Annotated in this window: 14 protein-coding genes and 1 pseudogene; 3 read left to right on the top strand and 12 right to left on the bottom strand. The window is 73.6% G+C overall.

The features are described 5' to 3' along the window. Positions 1-1,115: 1,115 nt before the first annotated feature. The 11 genes and pseudogenes from O7627_RS05995 to O7627_RS05945 all read right to left on the bottom strand — a co-directional run. Positions 1,116-2,030 (bottom strand): annotated as a pseudogene (locus tag O7627_RS05995) (arginase family protein); the annotation flags it as partial. Positions 2,031-2,133: 103 nt separating this feature from the next. Then, positions 2,134-3,054 (bottom strand): tetratricopeptide repeat protein, encoded by a 921-nt coding sequence (locus O7627_RS05990; RefSeq protein WP_278092497.1) that lies wholly within the window; start codon positions 3,052-3,054, stop codon positions 2,134-2,136. Positions 3,055-3,060: 6 nt separating this feature from the next. Next, positions 3,061-6,063: a hypothetical protein gene (locus tag O7627_RS05985; RefSeq protein ID WP_278092496.1), complete on the bottom strand. Its 3,003-nt coding sequence runs from the start codon at positions 6,061-6,063 to the stop codon at positions 3,061-3,063. Beyond that, on the bottom strand, positions 6,060-9,134 hold the full coding sequence (locus O7627_RS05980; RefSeq protein ID WP_278092495.1) for an FtsX-like permease family protein: 3,075 nt from the start codon (positions 9,132-9,134) through the stop codon (positions 6,060-6,062). Before O7627_RS05980 ends, O7627_RS05985 begins: the two co-directional genes overlap by 4 nt. After that, positions 9,134-10,027, bottom strand: coding sequence for an ATP-binding cassette domain-containing protein (locus O7627_RS05975; RefSeq protein WP_278092494.1), 894 nt, complete (start codon positions 10,025-10,027; stop codon positions 9,134-9,136). The genes O7627_RS05980 and O7627_RS05975 overlap by 1 nt, the downstream gene beginning before the upstream one ends. Before the next feature lie 56 nt (positions 10,028-10,083). Continuing rightward, a complete protein-coding gene (locus O7627_RS05970) occupies positions 10,084-11,772 on the bottom strand; it encodes a methylmalonyl-CoA mutase family protein (protein ID WP_278092493.1) in 1,689 nt (562 codons plus the stop codon). A 98-nt stretch (positions 11,773-11,870) separates the two neighbouring features. After that, positions 11,871-12,536: an Asp23/Gls24 family envelope stress response protein gene (locus O7627_RS05965; protein WP_278092492.1), complete on the bottom strand. Its 666-nt coding sequence runs from the start codon at positions 12,534-12,536 to the stop codon at positions 11,871-11,873. A gap of 1,270 nt (positions 12,537-13,806) precedes the next feature. Further along, a complete protein-coding gene (locus tag O7627_RS05960; RefSeq protein WP_278092491.1) occupies positions 13,807-14,193 on the bottom strand; it encodes a VOC family protein in 387 nt (128 codons plus the stop codon). Between the two features lie 328 nt (positions 14,194-14,521). Continuing rightward, a complete protein-coding gene (locus O7627_RS05955) occupies positions 14,522-15,193 on the bottom strand; it encodes an ATP-binding cassette domain-containing protein (protein WP_278092490.1) in 672 nt (223 codons plus the stop codon). A gap of 97 nt (positions 15,194-15,290) precedes the next feature. Then, positions 15,291-16,280, bottom strand: coding sequence for a methylmalonyl Co-A mutase-associated GTPase MeaB (gene meaB, locus O7627_RS05950; protein WP_278092489.1), 990 nt, complete (start codon positions 16,278-16,280; stop codon positions 15,291-15,293). After that, positions 16,277-17,464: an acetyl-CoA C-acetyltransferase gene (locus O7627_RS05945; RefSeq protein ID WP_278092488.1), complete on the bottom strand. Its 1,188-nt coding sequence runs from the start codon at positions 17,462-17,464 to the stop codon at positions 16,277-16,279. The genes meaB and O7627_RS05945 overlap by 4 nt, the downstream gene beginning before the upstream one ends. 92 nt (positions 17,465-17,556) lie before the next feature. Between O7627_RS05945 and mce the strand changes: the two genes are divergently transcribed. Continuing rightward, on the top strand, positions 17,557-18,030 hold the full coding sequence (gene mce / locus O7627_RS05940; RefSeq protein WP_278092487.1) for a methylmalonyl-CoA epimerase: 474 nt from the start codon (positions 17,557-17,559) through the stop codon (positions 18,028-18,030). Here the strand turns inward: mce and O7627_RS05935 are convergent. Further along, positions 17,960-18,919, bottom strand: coding sequence for a hypothetical protein (locus tag O7627_RS05935; protein WP_278092486.1), 960 nt, complete (start codon positions 18,917-18,919; stop codon positions 17,960-17,962). The genes mce and O7627_RS05935 overlap by 71 nt on opposite strands. Positions 18,920-19,071: 152 nt before the next feature. Between O7627_RS05935 and O7627_RS05930 the strand changes: the two genes are divergently transcribed. Together O7627_RS05930 and O7627_RS05925 are read left to right on the top strand one after the other, a co-directional pair. Beyond that, positions 19,072-20,025 carry a TIGR03621 family F420-dependent LLM class oxidoreductase gene (locus O7627_RS05930; protein ID WP_278092485.1) on the top strand — a complete coding sequence of 318 codons (954 nt, stop codon included), beginning with the start codon at positions 19,072-19,074 and terminating at the stop codon, positions 20,023-20,025. A gap of 143 nt (positions 20,026-20,168) precedes the next feature. Beyond that, a complete protein-coding gene (locus tag O7627_RS05925) occupies positions 20,169-21,425 on the top strand; it encodes a cell division protein DivIVA (RefSeq protein WP_278092484.1) in 1,257 nt (418 codons plus the stop codon). Positions 21,426-21,452 lie beyond the last annotated feature (27 nt).

The raw sequence follows: 21,452 nt of genomic DNA, 5'->3' as shown, positions 1-21,452 counted from the left end.
GATCATCTGAGACGGATCGAGCCCCCGACGAACGGGACGGGGTGAACCCCTCGAACGGCCGGCCTCAGGTCCTCCGTGGTGGCGCCGCTCCCCGCTGCACAGGGGGCGGGCGTCGAACGGTTGATGATCTGAGCACCAGTGCTGTTATCGGTGCCGTTTAACAGCACTGGTGCTCAGATCATCAAGGGGCCTGCGACGCGGACTACCAGCGGATCGTTGATTTGCGCCTTTTGGGTGCCTAGACGTCGGCATCAGGGTTGAGGCTGGCGGCGGTGGTGGCGCGTGGCCGCTGGCCAGGCGGGCGGCGGCGAGCAGGTCGCTTGGCCCATTGAAGGGTGGCGCGGTCAGGCGCTCTCCGCCGTGGGATCTGCGGGCGGGGCGGAACCGCGCCCAGCGGCGGGTTCCGCAGGATCGGGAAGGGCCGGGTTACGGCGCAACCGACCCGGTCCCGCCGACGGCGGCGGTCCCACCGGCTCAGCCTGACGGCTCTCCGGCGTAGCGTCCTCGGCTCGGCGACCGGCCGGCGCGCCGCCGTCCACCTGGTGTCGGACCGGACCGTTCTCGGCCGGTGCACCCACCGCAGCCGGTTCGGCGGACGGCCGCCCGCCGTCGGCCCACCCCCCAGCCAGCCGCCGCTGGTCCGCGCTCCCAGCCGCGCCTGCGGCGGCGCCCTCAGGCCCGCGCGCAGCCGGCTGAGCTGGTGCTGCCCGCTCGACCCGCCGGCCCTCGGCGTGCCGACCCTCGGAGGGATGATCATCGGCGGGGCGGATCTCGGCGGTTCCGGCGGGCCGGACCGTCGCACCGGTGGACTGTGACCGGCGCCGTCGCGCCAGCCGTTCCGGCACGGTGATCGCGGCCGGGGCAACCAGCGGCGTCGGCCCGCCACCGGCCGGCAGAGACGGCATCGCGCCGGCCGCTAACGACGACCCCCCGCCAGCGGCCGAGGACGGCGCCGCCGAGGACGGTGCTGCCGAGGACGGTGCTGCCGAGGACGGCGCTACCGAGGACGGCGCCGCCGCCGACGGCGAGGACGGTGCCGCGCCGGCCGGTGGCCGAGGCAGGGCCGGCGCCGGTTCACTGACCGGCGTCCGGGGCGCCGGCGCGGGTGTCGGTTCCGGCTCGGTGAGCGGGGTGAGGCCGGCCACCAGCGTCGCGACGATCTCGGCGGCGTACCCGCCGTCCGGGTCGTAGTCGGGGTCGAAGACGGTGATCTCGGCGCCCAGGCAGTGCGGGCTGGCCACCAGGCCGGCCAGCAGCAGCTCCAGTTCCGGGAAGGCGATCCCACCGGCGTCCGGGGCGTCGACGGCCGGCATCACCGCCGGGTCGAGCACGTCCACATCGACGTGCACCCAGTAGCCGGCGCAGTCGGCCAGCTGGTCCTGGGCCCACTGGGCGCTGCGGGCCGCGCCCTCGGCCCGCAGCGGTGGTGCCGGCCGGGTCACGATCCCGGCCGCCTGCAGGTCGAGCCGGTACTCGTCCTGGGCCCGGATGCCGAGCACCACCACGTCGATGTCCCGGAAGTACGGGCGGCGCCCCTCGATGGCGGCCAGGTCGGCCTGGCCCCGCCCGGTCACCAGCGCCAGTCCCTCACCGGCCGCGGCGCCTACATACGAGGCGTTGCCCGGGTGCCGGAAGTCGGAGTGGCCGTCGACGTAGATCAGCCCGATCCGGCCGCCCACCGCCTCGCCGAGCCGGTGCATGGCCAGCGCCGCACCCAGCAGGATCGAGCAGTCACCGCCGAGGATCAGCGGAAACTCCCCGACATCGATGATGGCGCCGACCCGTTCGGCCAGCGCCATCGAATACGCCCCGATCTCGTCCGCGTGGCAGACCCCGTCGCCCGGCCGCCAGCCCCCCGGGTCGTAGCGGGGCGGGGTGAGGCAGCCGGCGTCGCGGGCGCCGAGCCGACCGATCAGGTCGTGGTCGCGCAGCGCTCCGGGTGCCTTGGCGCAGCCGGGGACGGAGGAGACCGTCGGCGGCCGCAGGCCCAGGTTCGACGGCGCGTCGAGGACGGCGATCCGGCGCATCATGGGCTCCCGTCCTCGTCGCGGCCACGCGGCTGGCCTGCCAGTTCCTGGCAATCATCCGGTGCGGACGCCGCCTGGGCCATCCTCCGTCAGAACAACGCCCGAGTCAGAACAACGCCCGCGCCAGTGCCCGCCGGGCCGCGCCGACCGCCGGATCGTCCGGACCCGCGATCGTGAACAGCGACACCAGGTGCTGCCGAACCCGTTCCCGCTCCTCGCCGGCCGTCCGGCCGACCAGCCCGACCAGCCGCTGGTACGCCAACTCGGCCTGGCCGCTGGCCATCTCGACATCGGCGGCCAGCAGTTGGGCGTCGAGGTCGTCCGGTGCGGCCTGCGCCGCCGCGAGCACCGCCGCCGGGTTCACCCCGGTGACCCGGCGGGCCAGCCCGACCTGCGCCAGGCCCGCCTCCGCCGCCCGGTCCGCGGGTGCCTCGGCCAGGATCTTCTTGTACGCCCGCTCGGCCACGTCGAGGTCACCGGTGATCAACGCCTCGTCCGCCTCGGTCAGCCGAGGGTCCTCCGGTTCCTCCACCGAGACCCCGCCGGCCTTGAGGACCGCGCCGATCCACTGCCGCAGCTGTGCCTCGGGAACCACGCCGGAGAAGGCGTCGACCGGCTGCCCGCCGACCACGGCGTACACCATGGGGATGCCCTGGACCCGGAACATCTGCGCGATGCGCGGGTTGGCATCCACATCGATCTTGGCCAGCACCCAGGCGCCGCCGCCCTCGGCGGCGAGCTTCTCCAGCACCGGCGAGAGCTGCTTGCAGGGCTCGCACCACTCGGCCCAGAAGTCCACCACCACCGGTGTGGTGAGCGAGCGTTCCAGCACCTCGGCCTGGAATGTCGCCTCCGTGACATTGATCACGGCGGCACCGCCGGGGCCGGCTGGGGCGGCGCCGGCCGGCGCGCCCCGCTCGGTGGGCCGGGTGGCTGACTGGGCGGGCGGCTGGGCGGCGCTACGCAGCGCGCCGAGGTCTACCGCGCCGCGGGTGAAAATCGACGAGGTGATCCGTGGGTCGCTCATGGTTGTCTAGTCTCGCACGCGCGCCGCCCGCGCCAGGGCAACCGCCACCCCCGCGATGAGCAATGCGATCGCCGCCCACTGCGGCCCGACCACGACCGGGTCCGGCCAGGCCGACGCGACCATCGGGAACTCTCGATCCACGAAGAGGGGCAGATACTCGCCGGTCAGCCACCACGCGACCACCGCACCGACCAACCCGGTCAGCAAAGCGGCCGCCACCAGCGGCAGCAGGCTCCACAGCTCGGCCCGGTCGGTGATCCGCGCCGGCAGGCCCTGCAGCCGCAGCGCCCGGGTGTCGTCGCGGCGGCGGCGCCGGTCGGCGACCCCCGCCAGCACCAGTCCGCAGAGCGCCAACGCCACGGCCAGGCCGCCGGCCAGCAGGTGGAACCAGATGGCCAGGGTGGGCGCCTGCTGGTCCAGCCGGTCCCGCTCCTCGACGACGGTGTCCTCTTCGAGGATCGTCAGCCCGGCACCCCGGAGCCGGTCCAGCACGTCCGGGGGCGCGTCCGGGCCCAGCCAGACCTCCGCCTCCGGCAGGAAGGTACTCGCGGTCGACTGCCGGGCGGCGTACTCCAGGTCGACCAGGACCCCCGTGCCGCCGACCCGCGGCAGGATGGCGGCGGCGCCGACCTGCTCGATCGGCCGGCGGACGGCGTCCAGCACGGCCATCGCCCCGCTCGGCGGCAACTCGCCGGCCACGATTGCCGGCAGCTGCTCCGGTGCGTCGTTCGGGCGGGCGATGATCCCGTTCGCCGGGATCGGCACAGCCACCGCCAGCCGGAGCCCGTCGGCCGCCGGTTCGGGGGCGGACGTCCGCCAGCGGCCGGCGAACGCGGCCGCGTCGATCACCGTGGCCCCGGTGTCACCCGCGCGCAGCCCGGTGACCAGCAGCTCCGCCCGCGGTTCGGTGTACTGCTCCAGGCCCGCCTCCACCGAGACCACCCGGCAGCCGTCGGCACAGGCCGTGACCTCGGCCGAGTAGTCCCCGGCACCGGCCGCGATCGGCCCGAACGGCACCCGGATCGCCTGGCCGCCGGCGAGCGGTCGCAGCACCACGGTCACGGTCAGCTTCCCCGGCACCGGCGGCGGCGGACCCTGCACCGACAGCGTGGCCCGGGTGTCCCGCAGGACGAACGGCTCGTCGGTAGCCGGTCGGAGCAGTCCGGTGACCGCGTCGGCCGACGGGGCGCCGTCCCCGGAGCGCCAGTAGGCCACCCGGGGCAGCGCCACGGAGTCGGCCAGCAGGACCGGCGGTCGGTTGTCGCCCTCCCCGGGCACCAACCCGACCGCCATCGCGTACCGGCCGTCCGGGTCGACGCCGCGGACCGCCGTGAGCAGTTTGTCCCCGGTCAACGGCTGCACGGTGATCCGCCGGTCCGCCCCGGTGGCCAGCTCCGCCCGGTCGGTCCGGCCCTGGGCGGCGACATCCACCGCCACGGTGGCGAATCCGAACAACGCGGAGGCCACCGCCAGCAGCACGAACAGCCGTTGGGCGCCGGGCCGGCGGGCGAGCTGGATCGCGCCCAGGGCCGGGCCGATCCGACCCCGCCGCAGCGCCCGCACACCCGCCCGGTCGGCCAGCGGCAGCACCAGCCGGGCCATCAGCAGCGCCACCGCCAGGCCGACCAACCCCGGCACCAGCAGCGACAGGCCGACCAGTTCGCCGTCGAACCCACGCAGCTGGAAGGCCGCCACCACGGCCAGCGCGACCACGACGGCCTCGATCGCCAGCGATCGCCACCCGGTCACCCGGGCGGGTACCCGGCGGAGCAGATCGACCACCGGGCCGGCCAGCTCCCGGCGCTGGGCGAGCAGGCCGGCCAGCACCGCCCCGCCGACCGCCAGCAGCACGGCGCCGGCCACCAGCGGTCCGCTGACGCCGTCGATGCCGCCGCCGAACCGGGCCCGGGCCAGCAGATCGACGCCCACCAGGCCGGCGACCAGCCCGATCGGGGCGCCAGCCAGGATCGCCAGGGTGCTCTCACCGCCGGTCAGCCACCACCGCACCGGCCATCGGGAGCCGCGCAGAGCCACCAGCCCGAGCTCGTGCCGGCGGGCCATCGTGCCGGCTCCGACCGACAGGAAGATGACGAACCAGCAGAGGGCGACCAACGGCACCGCGGCGACCGGCACCACCTGCCGGGCCAGCTCCCGGGACCGGTCGATCCGATCCAGCACGTCCGGCAGGTCCACCTCCACCCGCGCGTACTGGCCGACCGGGGAGGCGGTCTCGGAGCCCAGATCCGCGCCCAACTCGTCCAGGTCGGCCCGGAGCACCGGCAGCCCTTCGATGGTGAACGCGTCCGGGCCGGGTCGCGCGCTGACGGCCCGCACGTCGCCCGGATGGTCGATCGCGTCGAATCCGGGCCGGGTGACGAAGACCGGCTCGCGGTAGTGGTCCGGGCTGCCCGGCAGGAAGTAGGTCGCCCGACCCCAGTAGACGTCGGCCGGGTCGACCGGCCGGTAGACGCCGACCACGGTGAGCGTCGCCGGTTCGCCTACCGGCACGAAGCGCTTGGAGAGCTCGTCGTACCGGGCCGCCACCACGGTCACCGTGCTGCCCGGTCCGACCCCCCGCCGGGCCGCCGTCGACTCCCCGATGACCGTCTCGCCGGCGGTCATCAGGCAACGGCCGGCGATGATCTCCAAGTGGGGGCAGACGTCCTCCCGCAGGGTGAGCGTCGAGACGATCTGGTCACCCTCCTCCACCCCCAGCACCTGGAACTCGGCCGAGTAGACCGTGGTGAAGCCGGGCACTTTGAGCACCGAGGTGGCCAGCGAGTCGAACGACTCGGGACGCCCGCCCGCTTCCCCGGTCACCCCGCTGACGGCGATGGTCAGCTCCTCCCGGTCCGCCCCCGCCACGATGGTGGCGACGGCCGCGCGATCAACCGCGCGCAGATAAGCGGGACCGGCCACCGCCGCTGCCGTGGCGAAGACACTGAGCAGCGCCAGTACCACGGCCGGACCGCGGCGGGCCCGCAGCATCGACAGGACCAGCGAGATCACGTGCCCTCCCCCGTGCCATGGCCGGACCGACCCAGCACCGCCCGGACCAGCTGGCCGGCGGCGATCGCCGCCGCCCCGCCGAACGTCACCAGGCCGGCGAGCACCGCCAGCAGCACCGGTACGGGCGCGGGTCCGGCCGGCAGCGGCAGCACCCGCCAGTTGTCAACGAAGAGCGGCATCGCCGGCGGCAGCACGGCGCGGGCCAGCACCGCCGCGGCCACCCCGAGCCCGACCGCCAGTCCGACCAGCAGCAGCGGGCCGCCGTAGATGACCCGGCGTACCGGCCTGGCCGGCATCCCCTGCACCCGCAGCGCGGCCAGCTCGGCCGCCCGGTCCGGCCGCTCGGCGGCGGCGGCCACGGTGAGGGCACCGGCCCCCATCAGCAGGCCGATCATCCCGGCAAAGAGCTGGAACCGGCTGGCGGCCGGTGGACCCTGCGCACTGATCAGGTCGGCGGTCTCCGCGATGGTCTCGGTGGTCAGGACAGTGAGGCCCTGGTCGGCGAGCAGGTCCGGGAACCCCGCCGGCGCCTCGGCGGCCAGCCAGACCTGCAACAGGTCACCGGTGCCGCCCGCGGTCGGCGCGATCCGGTCGGCGTACTCCAGGTCGACGAGCAGACCGCCGCGGGGAAGCTGCGGGAGTCGCTCCACGACCGCGACGACCCGGGCCGGCAGATCGAGGCCGCCGAAGACCGGTGCCCGCGGGTCCCCCGGGACCTGCTCGCCAGGCTCGCCGGCGAGCAGAACCGGCACCGGCGACGGCCCGTCGACCAGGTACGCCCAGGTCGACCGCCGTACCCCGGGGGTGAGTGGCCGCGGCCCGGCGACGACGGTGAGCTGACCCCCGGTCGGTACGAGGGTGACCCCCAGCACCTCCGCGCGCAGGTCGCCCCGCCAGCGGGCCGGGTCTGCGAGTACGGCGGCGTCGAGCAGCTGCCCGGCCGGTCCGGAGAGGCCGTCGATCCGGACCTGCCGGCCGGGGTCGGGTTCGACCGGTGGACCGTCGACGGACGGCTCGAACAGGCCCAGTCCGACCAGTCGGCAGCCCCCGGCCGCCGGGTCACCGCAGCCGGTGACCGTCGCCCGATGTGCCGCGGGGGCGGCACCGATCGGGCCGAAGTCCACGTTGGCCGTCCGCCCCTCGATAGTGACGAACTGCGCGGTCACCAGCACCGGCGCGCCGGAGGCGACCAGGGTGAGCTCCCCGTCGCCGACCCGGACCGGTTCCGGCGCCGCGGGCCGGAGCAGCTCCGCCGGCGAGGCCGACCCGGCGGGCAGGTAGTGCCGCGGCTCGGTGACGACCGAGGCGAAGCGGGGCGAGTCGACGGCCAGGGTGGCCCGGCCCCCGGCACCGGCCCCCCGGACCACCGCCATCGCCTGCCGGCCGGTGGGGTCGGCCGCCCGGACGGCGGTCAGCAGGTGCGCCCGGCTGCGGGCCTCGACCGTGAGGACCCGGTCGGCGCCGATGTCGTGTCCGGCCCGGAGCTGCCCGGCCCGGGTCGACGCGGACACCCCGAAGACGGCGGTCGCCAGGATCGCCACCGCGACGGTGAGCAGCGCGAAGACCCGATGGGTTCCGGGCCGCCGGGCGATCGAGGTGGCGGCCAGCAGCACCGGCAGCCGGCCGGCCCGCAACGCCCGGGCGCCGGTCACGGCCGCCAGCGGGGCCAGGGTCCGGGCCGCCAGCAGTGCCACCACCAGGGCGATCAGCGCCGGGGCCAGCAGGGTGAGCCCGGCCGCTTCGCCGGGCTCGACCGTGACCGCGTAGGCCTGGTAGATCCCGGCCACGGCGACCGCGACGACCACGAGGTCGGTCACGTCGGCCCGCCAGCCCCGCCGTTGCGGAACCCGGCGCAGCAGGTCGGTGACGTCGCGACCCAGCCAGTGCAGGTCGGGCAGGCAGACCGCGATCAACGCCCCGGCCAGCGCCGCCGCGCCGGCCACCCCGGACAGGCCCAGGGCCAGCTGGATCTGGTCCGGTTCGGTGATGCCGCCGGCGAAGAGCCAGGCGCCGAGGGCGCCGGCTGCGGCGCCCACCAGTGCTCCGGCCAGCATCGGTACGGCGCTCTGCGCGACCGCCAGGTTCCAGGCCCGCCGTCTGGTCCCGCCGCGCAGCTTGAGCAGCCCGATGTCGGCCCGGCGCGCCTCGCCGGTGTGCCGGACCGCGAAGTAGAGCGCGCACCAGCAGAGCAGCAGCAGCTGCGCCGCGGCGATCGACACCCCCAGTTCGAGCAGGTGACGTTCGCGGGTCACCCGGTCGGCCAGCTGCGGGGCGGCGGTCTCCACCCGCCACCGCGTCCCCGGCCGCTCCCGCTGCAGTGCCAGATCGGCGCTGATGTCGTAGCCGTCGGCGCCGAGGAACGCCTCGGTCGGCAGGGTCAGGTGGTAGTCGGCGTTGAGCTTCTCCACCTGCAGGCCGGTCAGCGCGTCGGCGAGGACGAAGAGCGGGTCGCCGACGCTGGCCGACGCGGCCTGGCTACCGCCCGCCGAGGCCAGGTCGCTGAGCGCCCAGTACGGGTCGAGCGGTTCGCGTACCTGGTAGAGACCGGTCAGCCGCAGCGGGGCGACACCGCCGGTGTTGGTCCGGAAGGTCACCTCGTCGCCGGTCGACACCCCGAGGATCTCGGCGGTACGCCGGCTGAGCAGCGCCTGGTCCGGGGTGGTCGGGCAGGCGCCGTCGATGATCAGCGCGGCGCACACCTCGTCCCGGTAGGCGATCGGCAGGCCGATCGGATCGGCGGCCCCGGCGGCCCGGCCGCTGAGCCAGATCGCGACGCTCGGGCTGGCGCCGGGCACCTCGATCGACGCGCTGCCGGCGGAGCGGGCCTGATCGAGCAGTTCGGCGCCGGTGGTCACCGCGGGAGGCCTGGGCAGGTCGATCGAGCCGACGGCGCGGGCGGCGAGGTGGGCGGGTTGCGCCGCGGCGACGTCGGCGAGCGCCACCGACCGGGCGGTGGCGATCACGTACCAGGGCGCGGCGGTCGCCGTGGCCAGGGCCAGTGCGGTGAGTGCGAACAGGATGGCGGCCTGGGCACCGCGGGCCCGGATCGCGGCGAGGACGAGGGCGATCATCAGGCCGGCCGGCCAGTGTCCGCCGCCGGCCCGGGCGCGGGCGGTACGCCGTCGGGCAGCGGGCCGGCGCCCCCGATCACGAGGCTGACCGTCCCGTCGACGCGGTCGACGGTGAACAGGGTGCCGGGCGGGAATTCGCTGAGCACCTCGGGTGGCAGCTGCACCGTGCCGTCGCCGGCGACGACGGCGAAGTCCTGCCCGTCGCGTCCCTCGGCGCCGACCCGGCCGTCCCGGATGGTCACCGCCCGGCCGAGCCGGGCGCCGACCTCGCCGTCGTGGGTGACCACCACGATGGTGGTGCCGCGTTCGGCGTTGACGGTCTCCAGGGCGGCCAGCACCTCGTCCCGGCCGTGGGTGTCGAGCTGGCTGGTCGGCTCGTCGACCAGGAGCAGTCCGGGTGAGGCGGCGATGCCGACGGCCAGGGCGGCCCGCTGGCGGGCGCCGGGGGCCAGCTGGTCGATCTTGGCGGTGCCCTGGTTGGCGAGGCCGACCAGGTCGAGGATCCGCTCGGGGTCGTCAAGTGAGATCCCGGCGGTGGCGGCGGCCCGGCGCTGGGCCAGCCAGACGTTGCGGTGCAGCGTCGCGTACGGCAGCAGGTTGCGGGCGGCGCCCTGCAGGACCACCCCGATCTCGGTGCCGCGCAGCCGGGAGATCTCGGAGTCGGTGAGCTTGCCGAGGTCGTAGGTGCCGACGCTGACCCGGCCGGCGGACGGCCGCATCAGGCCGGCGAGCAGCGCGACCAGGGTGGACTTACCAGACCCGGACGGGCCGACGAGCGCGAGCATCTCCCCCGGGTTGATCGACAGATCGACCCCGGAGAGCGCCACCACGTCCCCCGCGCCGGCCCGATAGATGTGCACCACGCGCCGACACGCCACCGCCAGTCCAGTCACCGGAAGTGCTTACCACGGAACGACTGCGATCACCGCCCCGCGCCCGACCGGCAGGATCAGAACCGGGCCGGTTCGCGGTAGATGCCCCATTCGGTGCGCAACGCGTCGCAGATCTCCCCGAGGGTGGCCTCGGCGCGGGCCGCGTCGAGCATGGCCGGGATCAGGTTGCCGTCGGTGCGGGACACCTCGACCAGCCGGGCGATCGCCGCCTCGACGGCGGGGGTGTCCCGGGCCGCCTTCCGCCCCGCCAGCAGCCGGCGCTGCTCGACCTCCACCTCGTGCGAGACGCGCAGGATCTCCAGTTCCTTGGCGACCGTACCGGTGTGGCAGTTCACCCCGACGATCTTCTTGTCGCCCTTCTCCAGGGCCTGCTGGTAGGCGAAGGCGGACTCGGCGATCTGGCCGGTGAACCAGCCGTCCTCGATGCCGCGCAGGATGCCGGCGGTCATCGGCCCGATCGGGTGCGGGCCGTCGCCGGCCAGCCCCCGGATCCGGGCGAAGATCTCCTCCGCCTCGGCCTCGATCCGGTCGGTGAGCGCCTCGACGTACCAGGAGCCGCCGAGCGGGTCGGCCACGTTCGTCAGGCCGATCTCCTCCATCAGCACCTGCTGGGTACGCAGGGCGATCTCCGCCGATTCGTCGGTCGGCAGCGCCAGCGTCTCGTCGAGTGCGTTGGTGTGCAGCGAGTTGGTGCCGCCGAGCACCGCGGCGAGGGCCTCGACGGCGGTGCGTACCACGTTGTTGACCGGCTGTTGGGCGGTCAGCGACACCCCGGCGGTCTGGGTGTGGAAGCGCAGCCAGAGGGCCCGTTCGTCGGTGGCGCCGTAGACGTCGCGCAGCCACCGGGCCCAGATCCGCCGGGCGGCCCGGAACTTGGCGATCTCCTCGAAGAAGTCGAGGTGGGAGTCGAAGAAGAAGCTCAGTCCGGGCGCGAACGTGTTGATGTCCAGCCCGCGCGACAGCCCCAGTTCGACGTAGCCGAACCCGTCGGCGAGCGTGTACGCCAGTTCCTGGGCGGCGGTCGAGCCGGCCTCCCGGATGTGGTAGCCGGAGACCGACAGCGGCTTGTACCGGGGGATCTCAGCCGCGCAGTACTCCATCAGGTCGCCGATCAGCCGCAGGTGCGGCTCGGGGTCGAACAGCCACTCCTTCTGGGCGATGTACTCCTTGAAGATGTCGGTCTGCAGGGTGCCGTCCAACCGGGACAGGTCGGCGCCCTGGCGCTCGGCGGCGACCAGGTACATGCAGAAGATCGGCACCGCCGGCCCGGAGATGGTCATCGAGGTGGTGACGCCGGCCAGGTCGATACCGTCGAAGAGGGTCTGCATGTCGGCGGCCGAGTCGATGGCCACCCCGCAGTGGCCCACCTCGCCGAGCGCCTGCGGGTCGTCGGAGTCGCGCCCCATCAGGGTGGGCATGTCGAACGCCACCGACAGCCCGCCGCCGCCGGCGCCGAGGATCATCTTGTACCGCTCGTTGGTCTGCCGGGCGTTGCCGAATCCGGCGAACTGCCGGATGGTCCAGGTCCGCCCGCGATAGCCGGTCGGATACAACCCCCGGGTGTACGGGAACTCGCCCGGCCAGCCGATCCGTTCGAAGCCGGGGTGGTCGGCGCCTTCGGGTGGCCCGTACACCGGGTCGACGGTCGTCCCGGAGAGGGTGGTGAAGTCCGCGGTCCGCTTGCTCGCGGCGTCGTACCGGGCCTGCCAGCGGGCCCGGCCGGCGGCGATCTCGTCGGCGTTCATCCGGAGCGCTCCTCCTCGAGTTCTCGACCTGTGGTCGAGTGTAGGGGGCGTTCCTGAACGATCGCTAAGTCACCACCGACCGACCGGTAACCGCCGGCTCACGCCGGGTCGTCGGCTGCCCTCGCCTCGTCGTCTCCGACCGGTCCGGCGTCCTCGACGTGCACGTCGTCGACCCGGATGTTCACCTCGGTGACGTCCAGGCCGAGCAGGTTCTCGATCGCACCGATCACCTTGGCCCGGACCCGCTCGGTCACCGAGTGCACGACGAAGCCGTACTCGATGACCAGGGTGATGTTGACGACGGCGCTGCGGCCGTCGAGCTCGACCGACATGCCCCGGGCCGCGTCGTCGTCATCGTCGCCCAACCCGATCCGGTCCTTGACCGAGGCGAAGAACCGGGCCACGTCGCCGCCGAGGTCGTACACCCCGGGCACCTCGCGGGCGGCGATGCCGGCGATCTTCTCCACCACCTCGTCGGCGATGATCGTGGTACCCCGCTCGGCGGCCAGCTCGGCGCTGTTGCGCAGCCGGTCGACCACCTGCGAGGCGACCCGCCCGGACGCGGCGGCGGCCCGCTCGACGGCGTCCCCGGCCCGGTCGACCGCCTCGCCGGCCCGGTCGCCGAACCGTTCGAAGGCGGTCCCGGCCGGACCCGGCCCACCCGCCTCGGTGGCCTGCTCCAGCCCGTCGGCGACCGGCCCGGTGCCGGCCTCCGGCGAATCGTCGCGGCGCTGTCCCGGAATCCCGGTCGCGATCTCGGTCATGTCGTCTCCCCTGGCCTCGGTGGGTGCGAACGGCTGCTCAGCGGTATCCGATGGCTCGGCACAGTACCCCCTGCAACCCACCCCTGGGCAGCCCCCGAACGTCACCCTCGAACGTCACCCACCGGGCCGTCGTGGGACCGGCACGCATCCAGGCAAGCGGACAGCCCAGCACCTCGCGCAGCGTGCGGATCGAGCAGCAGCCGCAGGCGGGTCGGCTGCAAGGACCCGTGCCGGCAATCCCGGTTGGCTGCCGCCCGGATTCGACGATGGTCTGCCGCACCGCACGGACGAATGGGGCGGCGCATTCGCGGTGGGGAGCGTCCCGTGACGGAGTCAGGGTAGCGCCTGTCATTCGTGGTCCGTTTCCAAGCAGCTCCGCAAATCGCGCTGACCACGCAGTTCGCATCAGACAGAGAACGTTCCTTCGATCCCGGGCCACCCGCACCTCGATCGATCCGATCTCGGCCTGCGCCCTGCTCGCCGTGTGCCCGTGAGTTATACGGATGCCGCCTGGGTCCGCTTGGCGTACGTATTGCGCGATCTTCGGCTTCCGCTGTCGCCGTGGCCGTTAGCGAAATCTGTCGTCTCTCATGCCCGGCCAGTTCCCGGACAGCTTCCGGCTCACCGACCCGCACCTCGCCCGCTATAGCGGTGCCGGCCGCATGGTGATGCTCTGGCACGGCGATCACCCCGCGGTGAGCTTGGCAGCCACGTTCTCGGCCTGGCCCGGAATCGGTTCGTGCCGGTTCGGCCGTCACGGCGAGGGCGCCCGATCCGCCCCGGACCCGGCGTAGCCGCTCGGCGTGCCGCCGCCGCAGGCCCCACGCGCGGTGTCGTTCGTGGACCCGGCGGAATTCGTCACGGCTGGGACAGTAGTTGCGGGACTTTGCCCGGTCCCGCATTCTGCCCAGCTCAGCCGACTGAACAACTGCAGCTGCCGCATTCAACAATTATCTCGCATCCGAACACCCCACACCACCCCGAACAGGTGTTCGATAAAACTTTTCCCGATACTTTCGCGACGAGACCAAATGCGCCGACCTTTATACGCGCCGCTTCTCCCAGGTCACAGACCATGGATCCGAACAGCGACCACACAACGATGTGGCACGCGCACGGCGAACGTCGTCACCGACTCCTTCGGCTGGGAGTTTGCCCGGCGGCATCATCGAGAAGGACGAGACCGGACCGGCCGCCGCCGTCCGGGAAGGAGACCGGCCCGTCCAGCCGAGGGCGCGGACGCCAGCGTCCGCGTCCTCGGCCGTCGACGTCATCCAGACGTGTCACGCTCGGCGGGACTCGTGTTCATGCAGAACTCGTTGCCCTCCGGGTCGGCGAGCACGATCCAGCCTTGTCCTCGGCCACGCCGGTCCGCGATGAGCGTGGCACCAAGCGCGACGACCCGTTCGACCTCCTCGTCTCGGGTGCAGTCCAACGGCTGCAGATCGAGGTGCAGCCGGTTCTTGCCTGCCTTCATCTCCGGAACGCGGGTAAACAGCAGGCCAGGGTGCCCTGGCGCAGGCGGCAGCACGGCGCACTCGTCGTGGCCGGGCTGGTCTTCATCGTCAGTTGACCATCCGGTCACGGTTCCGTAGAAACGGGACAGCGGATAAGGATCGGCACAGTCAATAGAGATCCAGCGGATGGAAGAGGTCACTGATCCTCCAGGAAGGGGTGAATGGACGGGCGTCAGCGCTTGTCTGCGCGCCCGTCGAGAAACCCGGCATGGGACCCTCCTCCGCAAATATGATCTTCATCGGCCCGGAGTTGATTTTACGGCCGTGTTCCGGGTCTCAGCCAAACGCCGGTGCGTGATCATGGAGCCCGACGCCACCGGGACCCGGGTCGATCATCGAGTCCACCATTCGGACTTAGACGATTCGCGACTCGACTGTCCGGATCTACCCGGTTGAGCGCTGGTCAGCGCGCTCGCCGTGCTCGGGCCCTCCGACCCCTCGCGATCATCGGAGGTGCAAGGGTGGGGCTCAGGCTGCGATGGGGGCGGCGCGGAGCAGTTCGGCCCGGCCGTCCAGGAGGTGCAGTTCGGCGTCGCAGGCGGCCGCCGCCTCGGCGTCGTGGGTCGCGAACACCACCGCCGCGCCCCGGTCGGCCTCCTCGCGCAGCAGCTCCAGCACGCGCTGGCGGTTGCCGGCGTCCAGCTCGCTCGTCACCTCGTCGGCCAGCAGGACGTCGCCGCCGAGCGCCAGGCCGCGCGCGATCGCGGTGCGCTGCTGCTGGCCACCGGAGAGCTCCTCGACGAGCTGGTCGGTCTGACCGGCCAGGCCGAGTCGTTCCAGCGCGGCGGCGCTGGACCGGCGGGCGTCGACCGGCGGCGCGCCGGCGGCGATCAGCGCGACCTGAAGGTTCTCCCCGGCGGTCAGGATCGCGGCGAGGCCGTTGTCCTGGGGCACCAGCACCACGCCCCGACCGACCGCGTCGTCCCGGTCGCGCAGCGGTTCGCCGTCCACGGTGACGCTGCCCTCGACCGGTCGCAGCAGGCCGGCCATCGCCCAGAGCAGGGTGGTCTTGCCCGCCCCGGACGGGCCGGTGACGGCGAGCATCCGGCCCGGCTCGGCCACCGCCGACACCCCGCGCAGCACGGGCTCGCCCCTGCCGTACCCGACCGTTATCGCATCGACCCGCACCGTCCTGCTCACCCGGGAAGGGTAACGCCAGCGCCGCCACAGCGGGGACCGGTGCCGCGTCAGAACCTCGGCGACCGGCGCGACCGCGGATCAGGGACGTCGACGCGCGTCAGTGATCGAGTTGGTCGAGTAGTTCGGTGGCGGCGGCGTACGGGTCGAGGGTGCCGTCGGCGACCCGGGCGGCGAGCGCCGGCAACGCCGTACCGTGGCGGACCGAGCCCAACTTCTCCCGGAGCGTGCCGAGCGCGATGGCCTCGACCTCGGCGGCGGCCCGCGCCTCGCGCCGGCGGCGCAGTTCGCCGTGCTCGACCAGCCAGCCGCGGTGCTTCTCGATGGCCGAGGCGACCTCGTCGATCCCCTCGGCCCGCACGGCCACCGCCCGGACCACCTGCGGGCGCCACTGGCCCGGACCGCGCTCGCCGAGCGCGATCATGCCCTGGATGTCGCGGACGGTGGCGTCCGCGCCGTCCCGGTCGGCCTTGTTCACCACGAAGATGTCGGCGATCTCCAGGATGCCGGCCTTCACCGCCTGGATCGCGTCGCCCATGCCGGGGGCGAGCAGCACCAGCGTGGTGTCGGCCAGCGAGGCCACCTCGACCTCGGCCTGGCCGACCCCGACGGTCTCCACCAGGACCACGTCGCAGCCGGCGCCCTCCAGCACCCGCACCGCCTGCGGAGTGGCCGCCGCCAGCCCGCCGAGATGTCCCCGGCTGGACATCGACCGGATGTAGACGCCGGGGTCGGTGGCGTGGTCCTGCATCCGGACCCGGTCGCCGAGGATCGCCCCGCCGGTGAACGGGCTGGACGGATCGACCGCCAGCACGCCGACCCGGTGTCCCCGGGCCCGCAACTGCCGGACCAGCTCGTTGGTGGTGGTCGACTTGCCCACCCCCGGCGAGCCGGTCAGGCCGACCACCTGGGCCTTCCCCGTGTACGGGGCCAGCCCGGCCGCCACCTCGGGGAGCAGTTCGTCGCCGGACTCGACCAGGGTGATCAGCCGGGCCACCGCCCGGGGGTCGCCGCCCCGGGCGCGCTCGACAAGCATCGGCACGTCCCGGCTGCGCCGGATGCTGCCCGCTGCCGCCGCCGGTCCGGTCATCCGGCCGCGGGTACGTGGATGATCAGCGCGTCGCCCTGGCCGCCGCCGCCGCAGAGCGCGGCCGCGCCGGTGCCGCCGCCGCGCCGGCGCAGCTCGTACGCCAGCGTCAGCACCAGCCGGGCGCCGGACATCCCGATCGGGTGGCCGAGCGCGATCGCCCCGCCGTTGACGTTGACGATCTCCGGATCCACGCCGAGGTCCCGGGTCGACTGGACGCCGACCGCGGCGAACGCCTCGTTGATCTCGATCAGGTCCAGGTCGGCGACGGTCAGGCCGGCCTTGCGCAGCGCGTGGTCGATGGCGGCGGACGGCTGGGAGTGCAGGGAGTTGTCCGGCCCGGCCACGTTGCCGTGCGCGCCGATCTCGGCGAGCCAGCTCAGGCCCAGCTCGGTCGCCTTCGTCCTGCTCATCACCAGCACCGCGCAGGCGCCGTCGGAGATCGGCGAGGAGCTGCCGGCGGTGATCGTGCCGTCGGCGCTGAACGCCGGGCGCAGCTTGGCGAGGGTGTCGACGGTGGTGTCCGGCCGGATTCCCTCGTCCTCGCTGATCACCAGCGGGTCGCCCTTGCGCTGGGGAATCCGGACCGGGGCGATCTCCTCGGCGAACGCACCGTTCTTCTGCGCGGCGGCCGCGCGCTGGTGGCTGGCCGCCGCGAAGGCGTCCTGCGCGGCGCGGTCGATGCCCCGCCCGGCGTTGTGCCGCTCGGTGGACTCCCCCATCGAGCAGCAGTCCCAGGCGTCGGTCAGGCCGTCGATGGCCATGTGGTCGCGTACCACCACGTCACCGTACTTGTAGCCGGTGCGCTGGCCGAGCAGCAGGTGCGGGGCGTTGGTCATCGACTCCATCCCGCCGGCCACCACGATGTCGAACTCGCCGGCCCGGATCAGCTGGTCGGCCAGGGCGATCGCGTCGAGCCCGGAGAGGCAGACCTTGTTGATGGTCAGCGCCGGCACCGACATCGGGATGCCGGCCTCCACGGCCGCCTGCCGGGCCGGGATCTGGCCGGCGCCGGCCTGCAGCACCTGCCCCATGATCACGTACTGCACCTGGTCGCCGGGGATGCCGGCCCGCTCCAGCGCGGCGGCGATCGCCACGGCGCCGAGCCGGGTGGCCGGCAGGTCCTTCAGGTTGCCCAGCAGCCGGCCCATCGGGGTACGCGCGCCGCTGACGATCACCGAAGTCATGACTGTTCGCCTCCGAGGGGTGGGGTGCCCGGCGACCGCGGGGGTGGTGGGTCGGCCGTAGTCCTGAACGGGTGTTCAGCCAGACTAGCGGGATGACGGAAGAGACCTCGCCCGAGCCCGCTGCCGAGTTGGTCACAGGGATCGGCCTGCTCCGCATCGATCACGTCGGCGTCGCGGTGGCCGATCTGGATGCCGCGATCGCATTCTACGAGCGGGTCTTCGGGATGCGCTGCGTGCACACCGAGACCAACCCGGAGCAGGGGGTCCGGGAGGCGATGCTGGCGGTCGGGCCGTCCGTCGCGGGCGGCTGCCTGCAGTTGCTGGCGCCGCTGTCGGCCGACTCGCCGATCGGGAAGTTCCTGGACCGCAACGGGCCGGGGTTGCAGCAGGTGGCGTACACGGTCGCCGACGTGGCGGCCGCGTCGGCGGCGCTGCGCGACCGGGGGCTGCGGCTGCTCTACGACACCCCACGACGGGGTACGGCGGACTCGCGGATCAACTTCGTCCATCCGAAGGACGCGGGCGGGGTCCTGGTGGAGCTGGTCGAGCCGGCGCCGGGACACTGACCGGCGCACCGGGACCGGTGGCCTCGTACGCGCGGACCAGTTCGCGGGGCAGCGGGGCCAGGTCGGCCGCCCGCAGGAAGTCGCCGAGGCTGCTGCCCCGGCAGGCGGCGTCGACGTTCGGCGCGCCGGCTCCGGTGGTCAGGTCGGTCAGGTGCACGGCCCGGAAGTCGATCGAGAACCGGGTCCGGCCGGAGGTGTTCGGCACCGTGCTGTGCAACTGCGCCCCGGAGAAGACCAACAGGCCGCCGGGGGGCGTCAGTACCCGCAGCTCCGGCTCGCGGTCGATCTGTTGTTCCAGCCGGGGTTGGCGCCGGGTCTCGACGGTGACCTGCCGGACGGCCGCCACCCGGCCACGCCGGACCCAGTCCGCGTAGTCGTAGCCGGCCGAGCTGTTGCGTACCGCGGTGGCGAAGTACCGCTGGTGGAAGGCCATCACGTTGGCCTGCTCGACCTCGTACACGGGTAGCCAGAAGTTGACCTGGGCCAGTGGGGCGGAGAACCAGGTGTCCCGGTGCGGCGTGAACTGCAGGGTCAGCCCGGCGTTGAGGTATTCGCTGGTCATGGTCCGCAGCCGGGGTACGTCGAAGTAGGTCCGGTCCAGGTCGGCGCCGAGGTCGGCGAGGATGCCGCGGACCAGTTCCTTGCAGCGCGGGTGGTTGATGAAGCGGGGCTTGAGCCCGGCCAGCACCGACACGTACGCCGGCCCGGTGAGGTGGTGTTGGGCGTCCGGTGGGAAGTGCGGGGCGAAGGCCCGCTCGGCCATCACCCGGGCGAACTCGGCCAGCTCGATCGAGTGCGGGGTCGGCGAGTAGACGAACAGGTCACCGGCGAAGAGCCGGGTCCGGCGCTGCTCGTCGGCAGCGGCGGAGTCGACGTGCAGCACCGTCATCGTGACCTCCAGCGGACCGTCGCCGATCACGTTATGTTCGCCGTCCGATCGCCCCCGGTAGGCGAGGCCGGTCCGCCCTTGTCCGGAATCCGACCGGCGGCCCCGGCCCGCCGGCATCGGCGCCGGGCCGGTGGCCGCCTATGGTCCGGCGGATGACCGGGCCGCGTGGGTTCCGCTTCACCACCTCGATGCCGCCGCTGGACCGGCCGGTGCCGCGGTGGCGGGCCGAGATCCGGCGGATCGAGGACCTCGGCTTCAGCTCGGTGTCGGTCTCCGACCACCTGACCGGCGGCTGGTCGATGGACCCGGTGGTGGCGATGACGGTCGCGGCCGAGGCGACGAGCCGACTGCGGGTGCTCGCCCTGGTCCTCGGCAACGACCTGCGGCACCCGGCGGTGCTGCACCGGTCGCTGGCCAACCTCGATGTCTTCTCCGGCGGTCGGTTAGAGATCGGGTTGGGCGCCGGGTGGTTGCGCGCCGACCACGACGCGGCCGGGCTGCCGTTCGACCCCCCGGCGGTACGGGTGGCGCGGCTGGCCGAGTCGGTGGCGGTGCTGACCGCGCTGTTCGGGGGCGGCCCGGTCCACCACGCGGGCCGGCACTACCGGCTGACCGGGCTGGTCGGGCTGCCCCGGCCGGTCCAGCGTCCGCGCCCGCCGCTGCTGGTCGGTGGCGGTGGTCGGCGGGTGCTGGAGCTGGCCGGGCGGTGCGCGGACATCGTCGGGATCAACCCCCGGCTGGCCCCGGACGTCGACCCGCTCGCGGCGGCCGCCGAGCTGGGTCCGGACGGGCTGGCCCGCAAGGTGGGTTGGGCGCGGGCTGCGGCGGTGGCGGCCGGCCGCGACCCGGCGGCGCTGGAGTTCCAGCTGCGGATGTTCGACGTGCGGGTGACGCACCGGGGGGTGCGGCACCGGTCGACGTCCAGCCACGCCCGGTCGGTGCCGGAGTCGGTGTTGGCCGCCTCGCCCGCGGTGCTGCGCGGCGATGTGGCCGAGTGTGTGGACCACCTGTTCGCGGTCCGGGAACGGTTCGGCATCAGCTATCTGCATCTGGGCGGCAACCTGGCGGCGGCCGCGCCGATCGTGGCCCGGCTGGCCGGTCGGTGACGGCCCGGCCGATGACGCCCGCAGCTGGCAAGATCGGGAAAAATGGGTGGCGCGCCGGTCGGCGTCGTTGACCATACGAACGGCACGCGATAGGGCTTCGAAGCTCTTGCGAAGCACCCCGGTACGTCTGCAAGTATGTCCCAATGCCCCAGCAGCAGTCCTCCCCTCTTACATTCTTCGATAACGCCAACTCGCAGCCCGACTTCACCGTCGCCCTGCGCGGCTACGACCGCGAGCAGGTCAACAGCCATCTTGGCCGGTTGACCGCCGCGCTGACCCAGTCCGAACAGGCGCGCGCCGAGGCCGAGCAGCGGATGAACGACGCCCAGCGTCGGCTCCGACAGGCCGAGCAACGCCTCAACGCGGTGGAGCAGAAGCTCACCGACACGAACAAGCAGCTCGAGGAGAACAGCCGACCCACCCTCTCCGGTCTGGGCACCCGGGTCGAGCAGATTCTCCGGTTGGCCGAGGAGCAGGCCAACGACCACCGCGGCGAGGCCAAGCGCGAGTCGGAGGGGATCCTCTCCGCGGCCCGGCTGGAGGCGCGGGAGATCACCGACAAGGCCCGTGCCGAGGCCGCGGCCATGAAGGCCAGCGCCGAGCGGGAGGCCGGCAGCGTCCGCACCGCCGCCGAGCGGGAGGCAGCCGAGGTCCGGGTGCAGGCCCGTCGGGAGGCCGACACGCTGCGCGCCGACGCCGACCGGGAGACCAAGCAGCTGCGTACGGTCACCGCGCACGAGGTCGCCGAGCTGAAGTCGACGGTGGAGCGCGAGGTGGCGACCCTGCGGGCGACCGCCGAGCGGGAGATCACCCAGCAGCGGGCGAAGGCGGCCCGGGATGCCGAGGAGAAGCGCGCCGAGGCGACCAAGCTGCTCACCGACGCCCGGGACAAGCGGGACAAGGACCTGCAGGCGCTGGAGCTGCAGCTCGCCGAGCGCCGGGAGAAGGCAGAGCGCGAGGAGTCCGAGCGGCACGCCGCCCAGGTCGCGCAGACCCAGAAGCTGGTCAGCGAGGCCGAGCAGCGGGCCCGCGCCGCGCAGGACCGGGCCAAGGAGATCGAGCAGCGGGCCGAGGCCCGCCGGATCGAGTCCGAGCGCAACGCCAACGAGACCGTCGACAAGGCGAAGGCGCTGGCGGACAAGACCCTCAACGAGGCGCGCGCCGAGGCGCACCGGTTGATCAACGAGGCGCGTACCGAGGCCGAGCTGACCACCCAGACCGCCCGCCGCGAGGTCGAGGACCTGACCCGGCAGAAGGACGCGGTCACCTCGCAGCTCGGTCAGATGCTCTCCGGTCTGGCCGGCATCGTGCCGACGGTGGGGCAGGCGGCCAAGGGGGCGGACGCCCAGCCGGCCGGCAAGGACGAGTCGGACGACAAGAAGGTGCCGGCGGAGGCGTGACCGATCGGGCGGCGGGATGTCCGTCGC

The sequence above is a fragment of the Solwaraspora sp. WMMD1047 genome (assembly GCF_029626155.1).
Lineage (GTDB): Bacteria > Actinomycetota > Actinomycetes > Mycobacteriales > Micromonosporaceae > WMMD1047.
The sequence above is the reverse complement of the archived record's forward strand: the minus strand, read 5'-3'. Positions and strand labels throughout refer to the sequence as shown.

What these genes read in the sequence shown, in the direction of transcription:
- meaB (WP_278092489.1), bottom strand. Translation starts at nt 16,280, where the DNA reads ATGACCGGACCGGCGGCGGCAGCGGGCAGCATCCGGCGCAGCCGGGAC.
- O7627_RS05970 (WP_278092493.1), bottom strand. Translation starts at nt 11,772, where the DNA reads ATGAACGCCGACGAGATCGCCGCCGGCCGGGCCCGCTGGCAGGCCCGG.
- O7627_RS05925 (WP_278092484.1), top strand. Translation starts at nt 20,169, where the DNA reads ATGCCCCAGCAGCAGTCCTCCCCTCTTACATTCTTCGATAACGCCAAC.
- O7627_RS05945 (WP_278092488.1), bottom strand. Translation starts at nt 17,464, where the DNA reads ATGACTTCGGTGATCGTCAGCGGCGCGCGTACCCCGATGGGCCGGCTG.
- mce (WP_278092487.1), top strand. Translation starts at nt 17,557, where the DNA reads ATGACGGAAGAGACCTCGCCCGAGCCCGCTGCCGAGTTGGTCACAGGG.
- O7627_RS05930 (WP_278092485.1), top strand. Translation starts at nt 19,072, where the DNA reads ATGACCGGGCCGCGTGGGTTCCGCTTCACCACCTCGATGCCGCCGCTG.
- O7627_RS05935 (WP_278092486.1), bottom strand. Translation starts at nt 18,919, where the DNA reads ATGACGGTGCTGCACGTCGACTCCGCCGCTGCCGACGAGCAGCGCCGG.
- O7627_RS05980 (WP_278092495.1), bottom strand. Translation starts at nt 9,134, where the DNA reads ATGATCGCCCTCGTCCTCGCCGCGATCCGGGCCCGCGGTGCCCAGGCC.
- O7627_RS05990 (WP_278092497.1), bottom strand. Translation starts at nt 3,054, where the DNA reads ATGAGCGACCCACGGATCACCTCGTCGATTTTCACCCGCGGCGCGGTA.
- O7627_RS05965 (WP_278092492.1), bottom strand. Translation starts at nt 12,536, where the DNA reads ATGACCGAGATCGCGACCGGGATTCCGGGACAGCGCCGCGACGATTCG.